15 protein-coding genes are annotated in these 15,450 nt (G+C 68.5%); 12 read left to right on the plus strand and 3 right to left on the minus strand.

Annotated features, from left to right (window positions below):
• Positions 1-39: 39 nt before the first annotated feature.
• From FB560_RS06520 to FB560_RS06545, 6 genes are all read left to right on the plus strand, one after another.
• On the plus strand, positions 40-510 hold the full coding sequence (locus FB560_RS06520; protein ID WP_141871614.1) for a prepilin peptidase: 471 nt from the start codon (positions 40-42) through the stop codon (positions 508-510).
• Between the two features lie 55 nt (positions 511-565).
• Complete coding sequence (locus FB560_RS06525) at positions 566-778, plus strand: response regulator (RefSeq protein ID WP_141871615.1); 213 nt, start codon at positions 566-568, stop codon at positions 776-778.
• A complete protein-coding gene (locus FB560_RS06530; RefSeq protein WP_141871616.1) occupies positions 771-1,385 on the plus strand; it encodes a CYTH domain-containing protein in 615 nt (204 codons plus the stop codon). Before FB560_RS06525 ends, FB560_RS06530 begins: the two co-directional genes overlap by 8 nt.
• A gap of 105 nt (positions 1,386-1,490) precedes the next feature.
• On the plus strand, positions 1,491-2,675 hold the full coding sequence (locus FB560_RS06535) for a type III polyketide synthase (RefSeq protein WP_170198083.1): 1,185 nt from the start codon (positions 1,491-1,493) through the stop codon (positions 2,673-2,675).
• Complete coding sequence (locus FB560_RS06540; protein WP_141871617.1) at positions 2,665-3,387, plus strand: methyltransferase domain-containing protein; 723 nt, start codon at positions 2,665-2,667, stop codon at positions 3,385-3,387. The genes FB560_RS06535 and FB560_RS06540 overlap by 11 nt, the downstream gene beginning before the upstream one ends.
• On the plus strand, positions 3,374-4,498 hold the full coding sequence (locus FB560_RS06545) for an FAD-dependent oxidoreductase (protein ID WP_141871618.1): 1,125 nt from the start codon (positions 3,374-3,376) through the stop codon (positions 4,496-4,498). The genes FB560_RS06540 and FB560_RS06545 overlap by 14 nt, the downstream gene beginning before the upstream one ends.
• A 52-nt stretch (positions 4,499-4,550) precedes the next feature.
• Here FB560_RS06545 and lpdA read toward each other — a convergent pair whose 3' ends face one another.
• Both lpdA and FB560_RS06555 read right to left on the minus strand, forming a co-directional pair.
• On the minus strand, positions 4,551-5,948 hold the full coding sequence (gene lpdA / locus FB560_RS06550) for a dihydrolipoyl dehydrogenase (RefSeq protein WP_141871619.1): 1,398 nt from the start codon (positions 5,946-5,948) through the stop codon (positions 4,551-4,553).
• A gap of 9 nt (positions 5,949-5,957) precedes the next feature.
• Positions 5,958-6,608, minus strand: coding sequence for a copper resistance CopC family protein (locus FB560_RS06555; RefSeq protein WP_141871620.1), 651 nt, complete (start codon positions 6,606-6,608; stop codon positions 5,958-5,960).
• A 100-nt stretch (positions 6,609-6,708) separates the two neighbouring features.
• On the opposite strand from FB560_RS06555, the gene FB560_RS06560 reads away from it, so the two are divergent.
• From FB560_RS06560 to FB560_RS06570, 3 genes are all read left to right on the plus strand, one after another.
• Entirely contained in the window at positions 6,709-7,194 is a 486-nt protein-coding gene (locus FB560_RS06560; protein ID WP_141871621.1) for an FHA domain-containing protein, read from the plus strand.
• Complete coding sequence (ftsR, locus tag FB560_RS06565; protein WP_141871622.1) at positions 7,194-7,880, plus strand: transcriptional regulator FtsR; 687 nt, start codon at positions 7,194-7,196, stop codon at positions 7,878-7,880. Before FB560_RS06560 ends, ftsR begins: the two co-directional genes overlap by 1 nt.
• 99 nt (positions 7,881-7,979) lie before the next feature.
• On the plus strand, positions 7,980-8,525 hold the full coding sequence (locus FB560_RS06570; protein WP_141871623.1) for a MerR family transcriptional regulator: 546 nt from the start codon (positions 7,980-7,982) through the stop codon (positions 8,523-8,525).
• A 72-nt stretch (positions 8,526-8,597) separates the two neighbouring features.
• Here the strand turns inward: FB560_RS06570 and FB560_RS06575 are convergent, their stop codons facing one another.
• Positions 8,598-9,410 (minus strand): ParA family protein, encoded by an 813-nt coding sequence (locus FB560_RS06575; protein WP_141871624.1) that lies wholly within the window; start codon positions 9,408-9,410, stop codon positions 8,598-8,600.
• Positions 9,411-9,503: 93 nt separating this feature from the next.
• Here FB560_RS06575 and FB560_RS06580 point away from each other — a divergent pair, with 93 nt between their 5' ends.
• The 3 genes from FB560_RS06580 (at position 9,504) to def (ending at position 15,427) form a co-directional block, all read left to right on the plus strand.
• Positions 9,504-12,911 (plus strand): pyruvate carboxylase, encoded by a 3,408-nt coding sequence (locus tag FB560_RS06580; protein WP_141871625.1) that lies wholly within the window; start codon positions 9,504-9,506, stop codon positions 12,909-12,911.
• A gap of 66 nt (positions 12,912-12,977) precedes the next feature.
• A complete protein-coding gene (locus FB560_RS06585; RefSeq protein ID WP_141871626.1) occupies positions 12,978-14,936 on the plus strand; it encodes a MinD/ParA family ATP-binding protein in 1,959 nt (652 codons plus the stop codon).
• Positions 14,936-15,427: a peptide deformylase gene (gene def, locus FB560_RS06590; protein ID WP_141871627.1), complete on the plus strand. Its 492-nt coding sequence runs from the start codon at positions 14,936-14,938 to the stop codon at positions 15,425-15,427. Before FB560_RS06585 ends, def begins: the two co-directional genes overlap by 1 nt.
• The last annotated feature ends 23 nt before the right edge of the window (positions 15,428-15,450 follow it).

Consider the following 15,450-nt stretch of genomic DNA (forward strand, 5'->3'; position numbering starts at 1 on the left):
CGTCCGGCACCGCAGGCGACCGTTCTCTAGCCTGCGGACATGGATCTGCGCACCGTACTCGTGGCCCTCGTGCACCTGGCTCTGGCCGGTATCGGAGGATGGCTGGTCGTGATCGATGCCCGCACGCATCGCCTGCCGAATCGGATCGTGCTGCCGACGCTGGCGGGGCTGCTCGTCCTCGTGCTCCTCGACGCGGCGGGCACCGGTGAGACGCACGGCCTGATCCGCGCCCTCCTGGGAGCACTGATCCTCGGCGGTTTCTACGTCGTGCTGCGTCTGCTCAGCCCCGCGGGGATGGGCGGGGGCGACGTCAAACTCGCCCTCGTCATCGGACTGGTCCTCGGTTGGCACGGCTGGCAGGCGCTCGCCGTGGGAGCCGCCTCGGCCTTCGTGCTCGGTGCACTCTACGCACTGGCGCTGATCGCGCTCCATCGTGCGGACGGCGCGACCCGCATCGCCTTCGGGCCGTGGATGATCGCCGGCGCTGCCGTGGGCATCGTGTTCACCTGAACGGAACACCGCCCGCCCTCGCCTCGTCGGGGGAGGTCAGGGCTAGGGTGAAGTCATGGCACTCGCGCGACTTCACGGCGGCCCGCTGGACGGGCAGATCATTCCTCTCGGCGACGCGGACGACAAGCTGATCGTCCCCTACAGCGAGACGCAGGTGGTGTACAACCGCCGTGGCGAGCCCGCGAACACCGGCACCGACGACGGTCCCACCGAGATCGACTACTGGTACGACGAGGCTCTCGAGGACATCAGTCCTTCGGATGACTGAGCCCTCTCGCACGGTCGAGGTCGAGCGCAAGTACGACGTCGACGTCGCCACGCCCCTGCCGCTCTGGGAGGGGATTCCCGGGGTCGACGCCGTGACGACGGGCGAGGCCCGTGCGCTCGATGCGCGTTACCTCGACACCGAAGACGGTGCGCTGGCTCGCGCCGGGGTGGCATTGCGCCGCCGTACCGGAGGTCCGGACGAGGGCTGGCATGTGAAGGGCCCGCGTGAGGGCGACGGCCGTCTCGAACTCGGCTGGCCGCTCGGCGAGGGCGAAGACCTGCCTGAGGCCGTCGCGACCACGATCGCACGCTGGACCACTGCGCCGTTGCATCCCATCGCCCGCATCGAGAACGACCGCACCGCCTATCTCCTCACCGGGTCGGCCGGTGTCGTGGCGGAGTTCGTCGACGACCGCGTCCGCGCCACGGATCTGCGCCAGGGCGTGCAGCGCGAATGGCGCGAGTGGGAGATGGAACTGGGCCCGGCCGCGCCGGCGGATGCCGCGGGCAGGGAGTCCTTCTTCGCGGCGGTCGAGCACGCGATACGTGCGGCGGGCGGACGAGACTCCGCCTCCGGCTCCAAGCTCGCACGCGCCCTGGGATTCTGACCCGAGGTCGTCCGGCCGCGGCGTCGTTGACCACCGGTCTTCGCAGAGGTGCCGACACGGCGCAAGCCCCTTCCTCGATGGGCTCAGGGGTGCTTGAGTGACATCATGAGTCGCCCTGCCGTGTTGAGATCACTCCAGACGATCGTTCCCGACACCGTGCTGCGGCAGGACGAGGTCCGTGACGTCTTCGGCTCGCAGCCCGACCTCGGGCGGCTGGCCCAGCGGATCGTCTCCACGTCCTTCAACGTCTCGGGCATCGACACCCGGCACACCGTGATCGACGAGTTGTCGCTGACCGCGGTGGCGGAGAACCCGGTCTTCTTCGACCGCGCGACCGGCGGCCTGCTGTCTCCGAGCACGAAGACACGCAACGAGGTCTACGTCCGCGAGGCGTTCCCGCTCTTCGTCGCTGCGGCCCGTCGCGCGGTGGAGGCGGATCCGGACATCTCGGCGAGCGACATCACGCATGTCATCACCGTCTCGTGCACCGGCTTCTTCGCGCCCGGCCCCGACTACGAGATCGTGCGCTCCCTCGGGCTGAGCGACGGCGTGCAGCGCTATCACCTCGGTTTCATGGGGTGCTACGCGGCGATGCCCGCACTGCGCGCGGCGAGCCAGTTCTGCGCGGCCGATCAGGACGCGGTCGTCCTGATCGTCAGCGTCGAGCTGTGCACCCTGCATCTGCGCTCCTCCGAGGACCCCGATACGATCGTGGCCTCCTCGCTGTTCGCCGACGGTGCGGCGGCCGGCATCGTGACCGCGCGGTCCCTCGCGACCGCGCGGTCCCTCGCGACCGCGGTGCCCGGCCTGCGGCTGGACGGGTTCCACACCGCGATCGCTCCGCAGGGCGAGAGCGACATGGCCTGGATGATCGGGGACTCCGGGTTCGAGATGATCCTGTCGACCGCCGTGCCGCAGATCATCGGCGAGACCATCATCGATGCTCTCCGTCCGCTCTACGCCAGGGAAGACGGCCTGATCGCGGCCTTCGACGGCGGGACGATCGGCGAGAGCGTCGAGCACTGGGCGATCCATCCCGGGGGCCGCAGCATCCTGGATCGGGTGCAGGAGCGGCTGCACCTCAGCGACGCGCAACTGCATCCGGCCAGGGAGGTGCTCCGCGAGAACGGCAACATGTCCAGCGCGACCGTGCTGTTCGTGCTGAAGCGCATCCTGGAGCAGGAGGGCGCCCAGCCGGGTGAGCGCGTCGCCGCCATGGCGTTCGGTCCGGGACTGACCGCCGAGAGTGCCCTCTTCACCGTCGACCGGTCAGGGACCCGTGGGGCCTGACCTGTCGGCCCGGGCGGTCGATGCCCGCGAGCTGATGGACGAGCCCGATGCGGATGAGCGGATGCTCGGTCTCACCTACGACCGATTCCGCCTCGTGAACGCCCTGGTCTCGCGCCCTGGCGGTGTCTATCGACGCGACATCCGGGCCCGCGCCCGTCGCGGTCGCATACGCATCCTCGATGTGGGAGCAGGTGGGGGAGACCTGTGCCGCGATCTCGCCCGGCGCCTCCGCCGGGACGGTCTGGCCGCAGACATCACGGCGCTGGATGCCGATGAGCGGGCCATCCGGTGGGCGGCGGCGCACGACGACGGCGCCGGGATCGGGTACCGCTGCGCGCTCGCGGACGAGCTGGTCGGGGAAGGCGCGCAGTTCGATGTGGTGCTGTCCAATCATGTGCTGCACCATCTCTCCGCTGCCGAGCTGTCGCAGCTGCTCCATGACACCCGGACGCTCGTCGGCGAGTCGGGGGTGGTCGTGCATCACGACATCGCGCGGGCCGGCGCGGCTTACGCACTCTTCCGCGCCGCCACGGCGCCGTTCGCCCGCACGGTCCTGGCCGGGACCTTCATCCGCGAGGACGGGTTGATCAGCATCCGCCGCTCGTACACGCGGGAGGAGCTCGCGGCCGCTGCCCCGGAGGGGTGGTCGGTACGCGCGCGGGCGCCCTTCCGGCTCGAACTGCGGTGGGAGCCGGGCGATGCCCGACCATGAGGTCGTGATCGTGGGTGCAGGCCCCGTCGGCCTGCTGCTCGCCTGTCTGCTCGTGCAGGACGGGGTCGATGTCGTGGTGTGCGAGCGGCGCGCTGCGGCCGATCCGCGTACGCGCGCGATCGGCATCCACCGGCCGGGGCTGGATGCGCTCGATGCGGTGGAACTCGGACCGTCGGTCCGCCGGGAGGCGCTCCGGTTGGACGGCGGTGATGTGATCAGCCGAGGGCGCACGCTGGCCTCGCTCACCTTCACCTCCGATCGGCCGGTCCTCGTCCTCCCGCAGCAGCAGACCGACGCGCTGCTGCGGGAGCGGTTGAGACTGCTGTCGCCCGCCGCACTCCTCTCTGGGCACGCCGTGCGGACGGTGCGTGACGAGGGGCCGTTCGTTCGCATATCCGTCCACACGGGTGACGGCGTCCGCGAGATCACCGGGGCGCTGGTCGTGGCGGCAGACGGTGTGCGCAGTGCGCGACGCGAGGAGCTCGGGATCGCCTGGCGTCCCCGCGCGGGATCCGGCGCCTACGCGATGGCAGACGCCGCAGACCTCTCGGGCGACAGGCGCGCACGCCTGTACTGCGAGCCCGACGGTCTGGTCGAGTCCTTTCCGCTGCCCGCGGGTCGGCGGCGCTGGGTCGTGCGTCAGGGATCCACGGGAGCTGAGCCGGTGACCGCTGCGGCGTTCCTGGCCGTCGTGGAGGCCCGCACCGGTGTCCGGCCCGATGTTCCGGACGAAATGGCGCCGAGCGTCTTCGACGCCGCTCAGCACACGGCACGATCCCACGGACGGGGACGGGTGGTCCTGCTCGGCGACGCACAGCATGAGATCAGCCCGATCGGCGGGCAGGGCATGAACCTCGGGTGGATGGACGCGGTGCACCTCGCCGAGAGGATCGTGCGCGATCGCGACAGAGGGAGCTACGACTTCCGCGGCTACGGGCGGCGCACGCGACGATCCGCGCGGGTCGCGCAACGGCGCTCGGCCTTCTACATGTCGATGGGCAGACCGTCGAACGGGATACCGCTCGCCGCGCGGGACGGTCTCATCCGCTTGCTCGGCAGCCGCCCGCTGCGCCGGGCGAGTGCGGGTTTGATCACGATGCGGGGTATCTGACGCAGAAGGCCCGATCCGCGTGAGCGGACCGGGCCTTCGTGATGCGGATGGATCAGAAGTTGATCATGTGGCCGGCGAGACCGTGGAAGCCCTCCTGCAGCGCTTCCGACAGCGTCGGGTGCGTGTGCACGTTGCGTGCCAGCTCGAGCGCCGTGAGGTCCCACTTCTGGGCCAGGGTCAGTTCCGGCAGGAGCTCCGACACGTCCGGACCGATCATGTGCGCGCCGATGAGCTCGAGGTGCTCGGCGTCGGCGATCAGCTTGACGAAGCCGACGGGCTCGCCCAGGCCGTGGGCCTTGCCGTTGGCCATGAACGGGAAGGACACGACCTTGATCTCGCGTCCCTCGTCCTTCGCCTGCTGCTCCGTGAGACCGAACGAGGCGACCTGCGGCGAGCAGAACGTCGCACGCGGCATCATGCGGTAGTCGCCGAGGGTCTGTGTCTCCGCGCCGCCGATGGTCTCGGCAGCGACGACGCCCTGGGCCTCGGCCACGTGAGCCAGCTGCAGCTTGGCGGTCACGTCACCGATCGCGTAGATGCCCTCGACGTTGGTGCGCATGTGGTCGTCGATGTCGATCGCACCGCGCTCGGTGAGCTTCACGCCGGTGTTCTCCAGGCCGAAGCCCTCGATGTTCGGGGCGAAGCCGACCGACATGAGCACCTTGCCGGCATCGATCGAGCTCTGCTGCCCGTCCTTGCCGGTGTAGGTGACCGTGACGGAGGAACCGTTGTCGACGATCGTCTCGACCTTGGTGGAGGTGAGGATGTCGACGCCGTAGTTCTTGTACTGCTTCGTGATCTCCTTCGACACGTCGGCGTCCTCGTTGGGGAGCGCGCGGTCGAGGAACTCGATGATCGTGACCTTCACGCCGTAGTTCGTCAGGACGTAGGCGAACTCCATGCCGATGGCACCGGCGCCGACGATGACGATCGACTCCGGCAGCTCACGGGTCATGATCTGCTCTTCGTAGGTCACCACGTTCTCGCTCAGCGTGACGCCCGGGAGCAGTCGCACCTTGGAGCCGGTCGCGATGATCACGTTGTCGAACGTGACCTCTTCCGTCGAGCCGTCGGCCTTGGCGACCGAGATCGCCTTGGGGCCGGTGAAGGTGCCGCGACCGTTGTACTCGGTCACCTTGTTCTTCTTCATCAGGAAGTGGATGCCCTTGACGCGGCCCTCCGCGACCTCGCGGCTGCGATCGAACGCCTTGCCGAAGTCGATCGTGAACTCACCCGAGATGCCGAAGAACTCGGCCTTGTGGTTCAGGGTGTGCGCGAGCTCCGCGTTCTTCAGGAGGGCCTTGGACGGGATGCAGCCCACGTTGAGGCAGACACCGCCCCAGTACTTCTCCTCGATGATGGCGGTGGACAGGCCGAGCTGCGCGCTGCGAACCGCAGCGACGTATCCACCAGGACCTGCACCGAGGATGACGACGTCGTAATGAGGCATGCGTTAAGCCTATCGCTCCGAAGAGGGGTCGGAATCGGTCGTGGAGCCGTTCCGCCGGGCGCGAACGGTGTACCAGACGATCAGCGCCGCGATGACCGCGATGCCGCCGATCGACAGCGCCCAGATCCAGGCGGACGCGCCGGATGAGGAATCCGCCTCCGCTGCCGGAGCGGTGGTCGCATCCGGGGCGGTGGTCGGCTCCGATGAGGGAGTGGTCGTGGCCGGAGCCGTCGTGGGGGTGGCGGTGGGCGTCGATGCGGTGCCGGTGCTGACGGTGAAGAAGAACTCCTCCGATGTGGGGTGACCGTCGCTCGAGACGACCTTCCAGATGACGTGGTACTCGCCGGCTGCGGCTGCGGCCTGCAGAGGCTGCGTCACGATCGCCCCGTCCACGGTCGGTTCGCCGTCGGTGACCGAGTTCCCGTCCGCGTCGGTCACGACGACCTCGGTCGCTCCGTCGCCTGTGATCAGCTTGGCGCTGAAGGTCAGCGTCAATTCACTCGGAAGAGTGTCGACGGTGCTGTCGGCCTCCGGAGACGACGACACCAGGGCGTCGTGCGCGGAGGCGGCGAGGGGTGAGAAGAGCACCAGGAATGCGGCGAGGAGGGTCGCGGCCAGCGCGACGGGGACGACGGGGAAGCGACGGGCTGTGGTCTGCACCCTCCCAGCCTATGAAACTCCGGTCGGGGATGGCTGAGTGTGAAGGCGGCCTCCCAGGAGGGCTTCGGAATCCGTTAGTCTGGATGGTGAGGAGGGCACAGTGACAGACAGCGACAGCCGACCGGCAGGTGACTCGGCCATTCACCGTTCCGGCGAACAACGACATGACGTGACGCAGACGTTCGGACACGATTCGGACCTGTCCTTCGTGCCGTTCGGCGTGGAACTCACCGATGTGGAGCAGACCGCGATCGCGGCGCTGCCTTCGGGATCCGCGCTCCTTCTGGTGCGTTCCGGCGCTCTCGCCGGTGCGCGGTACCTCCTGGACACGGACGTGACCACGGTCGGACGCCACCCCGAGGCCGACATCTTCTTCGACGACGTGACCGTGTCCCGTCGTCATGCCGAGGTCACCCGCAACGGAGCGACCTTCGAGATCATCGACCAGCGTTCCCTGAACGGCACCTACGTGAACGGCGAACGCGTCGACCGCAGCCCGTTGGTGGACGGATCAGAGGTCCGTGTCGGCAAATTCCGCCTGAACTTCTTCGTGTCACCCGTCGATCGCCCCACGGCGAACATCTGATGGCGGCCTCTCCCGCCCGCGAACGCTCTGCGTCCGCGGGCCTGTTGAGTATCGGCCAGGTGCTGGCCAGACTCACACCGGAGTTCCCCGAGCTCACCTCCAGCAAGCTGCGCTTCCTCGAGGTCCAGGGCATCGTCACTCCCTCTCGGACTGAGTCCGGATATCGCAAGTTCTCCACGGCGGACATCGAACGGCTCCGTCTGGGTCTCACGCTGCAGCGTGATCACTATCTCCCGCTGAGCGTCATCCGTGAGCAGCTCGACGAGGCGGATGCGCGCGGCGAGGGTGCCTCCCTCACGCCGCCTCCCTCGATCGCGCCGGCGCCGCGGCGCTACCGTCGTGACGAGCTCCTCGCCGCAGCAGGGGCCGGCCCTCAGCTGCTCAACGATGCGATCAGCACGGGCGTCATCACGGCGCAGGAGAACTACTCGGAGTCGGTCGTCACGCTGCTGCGTGGTCTCGTGGCGCTCGACCGTCACGGCATCGAGCCCCGGCACCTCCGCTCACTGCGCCAGGGCGCTGAACGCGAGGTCGCGCTCATCGAGTCGGCGATGTCGGCTCTGCTCCGCCGGACGGATGCGACGTCGCGCGCCAAGGCGAGCGAGCTGGCGCCTGAACTGGCCACGAAGATCGACGAGGTGCGCTCGCTCTTCGTCAAGGATGCGTTGTCGCGGGTCCTTTCGTAACGAACTGATTGCGACACACCTTCGGCGTCGCACGGATGTCATTGCTGCTGCCTGGGCACTGCTCTACCGTGGAGATAACCGTTCCAGGGAGGAATTCAGATGAATGCGGATGAGCTCGCAGGAGACCCGCGCTTCGTGCCCGAACTCCTCTTCACGGACGGTCTTCCGGCCATGGACGACGAGGTCGGCTATCGCGGAGCCGTCGCGGCCCGTGCCGCCGGTATCACCTACCGTCAGCTCGACTACTGGGCTCGTACCGAGCTCGTGGAGCCCACCGTGCGCGGCGCCAGCGGCTCCGGTTCGCAGCGTCTGTACGGCTTCCGCGACATCCTCGTGCTCAAGCTCGTGAAGAGCCTGCTCGACACCGGCATCTCGCTCCAGCAGATCCGCACCGCGGTGGAGGAACTCCGCCGGGCCGGCATCCGCGATCTCGCCGGAACGACTCTGATGAGCGACGGCGCCTCGGTCTACCTCTGCACCTCCAACGACGAGGTCATCGACCTGGTCAGCCGGGGGCAGGGAGTGTTCGGCATCGCCGTGGGCAAAGTCCTGCGCGAGGTCGAGTCGACGCTCGTGCAGTTCGACGCGACGGTCCCCGACCCGGTGGACGAGCTCAGCGCCCGTCGATCCCAGCGTTCCGCCTAGAACAGCTTCCGCTTCACGCAGAACGGCCATCCTCGATGAGGATGGCCGTTTCGCTGTGTGCGCGTGTACTGGTCAGTTCTGCGTGCCGTTGTCCGCGACGGCGATGCGTCCGGTGCGGATGATGCGGTCGAGAAGCTGGTCGAAGTCCGCGGCGAGCTCCTGTGCGGAATCGCCGGGCCAGATGTGCAGGGGCTTCGCGGCGCCCTGGGCCTGCTGCAATGAGGTGCGCTCGGGGAGCTGGGGCGAGAGGACGAGCGGCCCGAACATGTCGCGGAGCTCCTTGATGCGGAACTGGTGCTCGATGGACTGCGGACGCACGCGGTTCACCACGATGCCGAGGGGCTGAAGACGGGGCGAGAGGCCGCGACGGATCTCCTCGATCGCGCGGAGGGCACGGTCGGCGGCGGCCACGGAGAAGAGACCGGGCTCGGTGACGACCATGACGCGGTCACTGGCCGCCCACGCCGTGCGCGTCAGGGCGTTCAAGGACGGTGCGCAGTCGATGAGCACGAGGTCGTAATCGGCTTCGACGGCGGCGAGTGCCTCCTCGAGCTTCCACACGTCGCGCACGCTGGGGTGCGGCCCGTCGAAGTTGATCGCCGAGGGGCTGCCGATGAGGACGTCGATGGTGCCGGGGTGCACCTTCGCCCATCCGCTGGAGGTGATCGCCTGTCGGACGACCTTCTCCTTCGGATTCGCCAGGACATCGGCGATGTTGAGCCGACCGGCCACCTGGATATCCATCCCGGTGGACACATCGGACTGAGGGTCGAGGTCGACGACGAGAGTACGGACGCCCCGGGCGAAGGCCGCTGAGGCCAGGCCGAGGGTCACGGTCGTCTTGCCGACGCCTCCCTTGAGAGAGCTGACGCTGAGTACGTGCACGGACTCCACGTTACCTTCCCCTAGGCTGGGGGAACACTCAGCCCCGCCCCATGTGCGTCGAAAACGCCGCACATCGAGCTTTCAGAGGTGTGCATGTTCAAGAAGATCCTTGTGGCCAATCGCGGCGAGATCGCGATCCGTGCCTTCCGTGCGGCTGTCGAAGTCGGAGCGAGGACCGTCGCCGTCTTCCCGCACGAGGACCGCGGTTCCGTGCATCGGCTGAAGGCTGATGAAGCCTACGAGATCGGCGAGCGGGGTCACCCCGTCCGCGCCTACCTCAGCGTCGACGAGATCATCCGTGTCGCGCGCGAGTCCGGCGCCGACGCGATCTACCCGGGCTACGGCTTCCTCTCCGAGAACCCGGAGCTGGCGGAGAAGGCCGCCGCGAACGGGATCGTCTTCATCGGGCCCCCAGCTGCCGTGCTCGAGATGGCCGGCAACAAGGTCGAGGCCAAGCGGCACGCGATCGAGGCCGGCGTGCCGGTGCTGCGCTCCACGGAGGCGTCGGACGACGTCGAGCTCCTCGTCTCCCAGGCGGCCGAGATCGGGTTCCCGCTCTTCGCGAAGGCGGTGGCGGGTGGCGGCGGTCGCGGGATGCGGCGTGTCGCGACCGCAGACGAGCTCGCACCGGCGCTCGCTGAGGCGATGCGCGAGGCAGCGAGTGCTTTCGGTGACGCGCGCATGTTCCTGGAGCAGGCCGTGGTGCGGCCCCGCCACATCGAGGTGCAGATCCTCGCCGACAAGACCGGCGAGACCGTCCACCTGTTCGAGCGCGACTGCTCGGTGCAGCGTCGTCACCAGAAGGTCGTCGAGATCGCTCCGGCCCCGAACCTGGATGACAGCATCCGCACCGCCCTCCACGGCTACGCGGTCGCCTTCGCGCGGTCCATCGGCTACGAGAACGCCGGTACGGTCGAGTTCCTGCTGGAGACGGCGGGGGAGCGCGCCGGCGAAGTGGTGTTCATCGAGATGAACCCGCGCATCCAGGTCGAGCACACGGTCACGGAGGAGGTCACCGACGTCGACCTCGTTCAGAGCCAGATGCGGATCGCCGCCGGGCAGTCCCTCGCGCAGCTGGGCCTGCAGCAGGAGAACCTGCACGTGCGCGGTGCGGCGCTGCAGTGCCGCATCACCACGGAGGACCCGACCCAGGGATTCCGCCCGGACACGGGAAAGATCACGACATACCGCTCGCCCGGTGGAGCCGGCATCCGTCTCGATGGCGGAACCGTGCACCAGGGCGCGCAGATCAGCCCGCATTTCGACTCGATGCTCGCCAAGCTCACCTGTCGCGGGCGTGATTTCCCCGCCGCCGTGGCCCGTGCGCGCCGCGCACTGGCGGAGTTCCGCATCCGCGGTGTCTCCACCAACATCCCGTTCCTCCAGGCGCTGCTCGAAGACGATGCCTTCATCGCCGGCGATGTCAGCACCTCGTTCATCGACGAGCGCCCTGAGCTCCTGCGTGGGCGGGTGTCGAAGGACCGTGGCACGAAGATGCTGAACTGGCTCGTGGACGTCACCGTCAACAAGCCTCACGGTGCGCATCCCGGTGCCGTCGACCCGCGGACCAAGCTCCCTGCCGTCGACCTGACCGCGCAGCCTGCCGCCGGTTCACGTCAGCGACTGCTCGAGCTCGGCCCTGAGGGCTTCGCGCGCAGCCTGCGTGAGCAGACCGCCCTGGCGATCACCGACACGACCTTCCGTGACGCCCACCAGTCCCTGCTGGCCACACGGGTGCGCACGAAGGATCTCGTCGCCGTGGCGCCGTACATCTCGCAGCTGACCCCCGGTCTGCTCTCGGTCGAGGCATGGGGTGGCGCGACGTACGATGTCGCGCTCCGGTTCCTCGGCGAAGATCCCTGGGAGCGTCTCGACAAGCTGCGGGAGGCGCTGCCGAACGTCGCGATCCAGATGCTGCTGCGCGGACGCAACACCGTCGGATACACCCCCTACCCGACGGCCGTGACCGATGCCTTCGTGGCAGAGGCGGCGGCGAGCGGCGTCGACATCTTCCGCATCTTCGACGCGCTCAACGACGTCGAGCAGATGCGGCCGGCGATCGAGGCGGTGCGCCGCACCGGCACCGCGGTCGCCGAGGTGGCGCTGTGCTACACGGGAGACCTGCTCAACCCGGCCGAGGATCTCTACACACTCGACTACTACCTCGGGCTCGCTCAGCAGATCGTCGACGCCGGAGCGCACATCATCGCGATCAAGGACATGGCGGGACTCCTGCGTCCTGCGGCCGCCGCGAAGCTCGTCGCTGCGCTCCGCGAGCGTTTCGACCTGCCGGTGCACCTGCACACCCACGACACCCCGGGTGGTCAGCTCGCGACTCTGCTCGCGGCCAGCGCGGTGGGAGTCGACGCCGTGGATGCGGCATCCGCCCCGCTGTCGGGGACCACCAGTCAGCCCTCGCTGTCGGCACTCGTCGCCGCACTCGCGCACACCGAGCGCGACAGCGGCATCGATCTCGGGGGAGTCTCCGACCTCGAGCCGTACTGGGAGGCTGTCCGTCACCAGTACGCGCCGTTCGAGTCGGGTCTGCCCGGCCCCACCGGCCGTGTCTACCACCACGAGATCCCGGGTGGTCAGCTGTCGAACCTGCGCCAGCAGGCGAAGGCGCTCGGTCTCGCCGACGACTTCGAACTCATCGAGGACATGTACGCCGCGGCGGACCGCATCCTCGGGCGCGTGCCGAAGGTGACCCCGTCGTCGAAGGTGGTCGGTGATCTCGCCCTGCACCTCGCGGCCGTCAAGGCCGACCCGGCCGACTTCGAGGCGAACCCCGAGAAGTACGACGTGCCGGACTCGGTCGTGGGCTTCATGGCCGGAGAGCTGGGCGATCTGCCCGGTGGATGGCCGGAGCCCTTCCGCACCAAGGTGCTCGCCGGTCGCTCCGTGCGCCCCGGCGTGACGGCCATCACCGCGGACGATGAAGCGGCCCTCGCGGGGGACAGCCTCACCCGGCGTGCGCGACTGAACACCCTGCTGTTCCCTGCGCCGACTCAGGAGTTCACGCAGATGCGCGAGCTGTTCGGCGACCTCTCGGTGCTCGACACGAGCGACTACCTCTACGGTCTGGTGCAGGGTCAGGAGCATCTGATCGAGATCGATCGCGGCGTGCAGCTCTACGTCGGGCTCGAAGCCATCGGCGACGCCGACGAGCGGGGCATGCGCACCGTGATGACGACGCTGAACGGCCAGCTGCGCCCGGTGTTCATACGTGATCGCTCCATCACGGTGGATGCACACGAGGTCGAGAAGGCCGACACCTCGGTGCCCGGTCAGGTGGCCGCTCCGTTCTCGGGCGTGGTGACGCTCAAGGCCGAGATCGGTGCCGTCGTCAGGGCCGGGGAACCGGTCGCTTCGATCGAGGCGATGAAGATGGAAGCGGCGATCACCTCGCCCGTCGATGGAGTCGTCGAACGCCATGCGATCGCCGAGACGCAGCAGGTGGATGCCGGAGATCTTTTGGTCGTGATCCGTCCCGCGCACTAATCTTGGGCGGGCGAGGGCCGCGCACCAGGTGCGCACCCGAGGCCCGCACAGGCTTGGAGCGACACCGTGACCCCGAAGAACACTTCAGAACCTCTCGATGAGAACTCGCTGGGGGTGCTCGATGACGCCGCGTCCGTGGACACGGCGGTCATCGGCATCCTCGGCGGGACCGCGCAGGTCAATGTCGTCCTTCCGCAGGACGAGGACGACGACCCCGATGATGAAGGGGTCCTGGACGGCGAAGTCGTCGCCGACCTCATCGTCGACGAGGTGTCCATCGAAGGCGTGAAGATGCCCGATGCGGTGTCGCCGACCACGGCGATCTCGCCGCTCGAGGCCGAGGTGGTCGCTCCCATCTCTGCGTCCGCCGCGTCTGCCGCGAAACCGGAACCGCATCCGCTCGTCTCCGAGACCGTCGGCACCGGACTCCTCAAGTCGGCGTCGAAGGCGAACACGACGAAGAAGGCGAAGAAGAAGTCGTCAACAGTGGAGAAGCCGGCGCCCGCAGAAGCGGTTCCCGAGACCGTCGCTGCCGAGGTGACGGTTCCCGAGGCCAAGGTTCCTGAGGTGAAGGCTCCCGAGGTGAGCGTTCCCGAACCGAAGGCTCCCGAGGTGAAGGCTGCCGAGGTGACGGTTCCCGAGGCCAAGGTTCCTGAAGTGAGCGTTCCCGAGGTCGAGGGTCCCGCCCCGTCTGCGCCCGCCACGCCGCCCGCCGAACCGATCGCCATGACACCGCCCGCAGATGACATCGTCATCGATGCGGTGATCGACGAGGCGCCGGCGACGCAGGTGCCGGCCGCGACGCCCACCGAGACCATCACGGACGCGGTCGTCGTCGACGAGAAGACCTCCGCAGACGACGAAGCCGCGATCGCCGCGCGATTCCTGGCCAGAGCAGACGCCGATGCGTCGGCCGAGAAGGTGACGTCCGCGTCTGCCGCATCCGCGCCGATCGAGAAGGAGACCACCGCCGTGCCCACCCCCGAAGAGAAGGCGGTCGTCACTCAGCCCACGCGCGCCGCAGCGCGTGCGGAGGTGACGCTGACCTCGAAGCGACTGGACGATCTGAGCGAGTCGGGGCGGGAGACCGCCGACCTGCTCACCGCCGATCGACTGCTCGATCCGCACCGGGTCGCCAAGCCGGAGCCGGAGGGAGCATGGAGCCACTTGCTCTACTCGATGTCCGGTCGTCGCATCAACATCGGAGACGGGAAGCGTGCCCGAGAGCGCAAGGCGCTGACCGCCCGGATCGCGGCGCCTCTCGTGGGCGGCGCTCGCTTCGTCCCCGTGTTGTCGCGCAAGGGCGGCGTCGGAAAGACGACGATCACCGCGCTCCTGGGCATGGCGCTCGCGGATGCGCGGGAGGACCGCGTGATCGCGGTCGACGCGAACCCCGACCGCGGTACGCTTGCCGACCGCGTCGTTCGTCCGCACCACTCGAAGTCGGTACGCGACCTCGTCCGCATCCACGACGAGGTGAGGGGCTACCACGACATCTCGGCGATCGTCGCACGAGATGCGACACGGCTCGACGTCCTGGCCTCGGACTCGGACCCCCGTATCGCCGAGGCGTTCAGCGACGACGACTATCGAGACGTCGCCGGCGTGGCCGCGCACTACTACTCGCTGGTGCTCACCGACACCGGAACCGGGATCGTGCACTCCGTGATGGCCGCGACGCTCGATCTCGCCGATCAGATCGTGATCGTGTCGGGGCTCAGCGTCGACGAGGCCCGACTCGCCTCCGAGACTCTCACCTGGCTCGAGACGAACGGATATGCGGAGCAGGCGCGCGACGCGATCGTCGTGCTGAACCAGTCGACGCCGGGCGCTCCGCTCGTGCGCCTGAACGAGCTGGAGTCGCACTTCGCCACCCGCGCCAAGCGCGTGGTCCGGATGCCGTACGACACCCAGATCGCAGGGGGCGGCACGATCGTCTTCGCGAACCTGCAGCCGGAGACGCGAGCGGCGGCGCGAGAGCTCGCGGCGCTGCTGGTCGAGGGTCTTCGGGGCAAGGCCGCCTGATGACCGTTCGCGAGATCCGCATCTTCGGCGACCCCGTGCTGCGCACCGTCTGCGCGCCGATAGATGAGATCGACGACGGAGTACGGGCGTTGGTGACCGACCTCATCGACACGGTCGAACTGCCAGGGCGTGCCGGTGTGGCCGCTCCGCAGATCGGAGTGGCGCTCCGCGCCTTCAGCTACAACATCGACGGCGATATCGGCTACGTGCTCAATCCGGTGCTGACCGAGGTGCGAGGCGAGGCGGTGCCGACCGGTGAAGGCTGCCTCTCCGTGCCTGGCCTGTGGCATGACGCCCTGCGGCACCCGTGGGCGCGCGTCGAGGGTATCGATCTCGACGGACAGCCGATCGTGATCGAGGGAGAGGGGCTGATGGCACAGGCGCTCCAGCACGAGACCGATCATCTCGACGGCAAGCTCTACCTCTCGCGCCTCGACGCCGAGACCCGGCGGACCGCGATGCGCGAGGTCCGCGAGAGCGCCTGGTTCTGAGCGGCGCGTCCCGCTGACACGAA

It is taken from the genome of Microbacterium saperdae (genome assembly GCF_006716345.1).
Lineage (GTDB): Bacteria > Actinomycetota > Actinomycetes > Actinomycetales > Microbacteriaceae > Microbacterium > Microbacterium saperdae.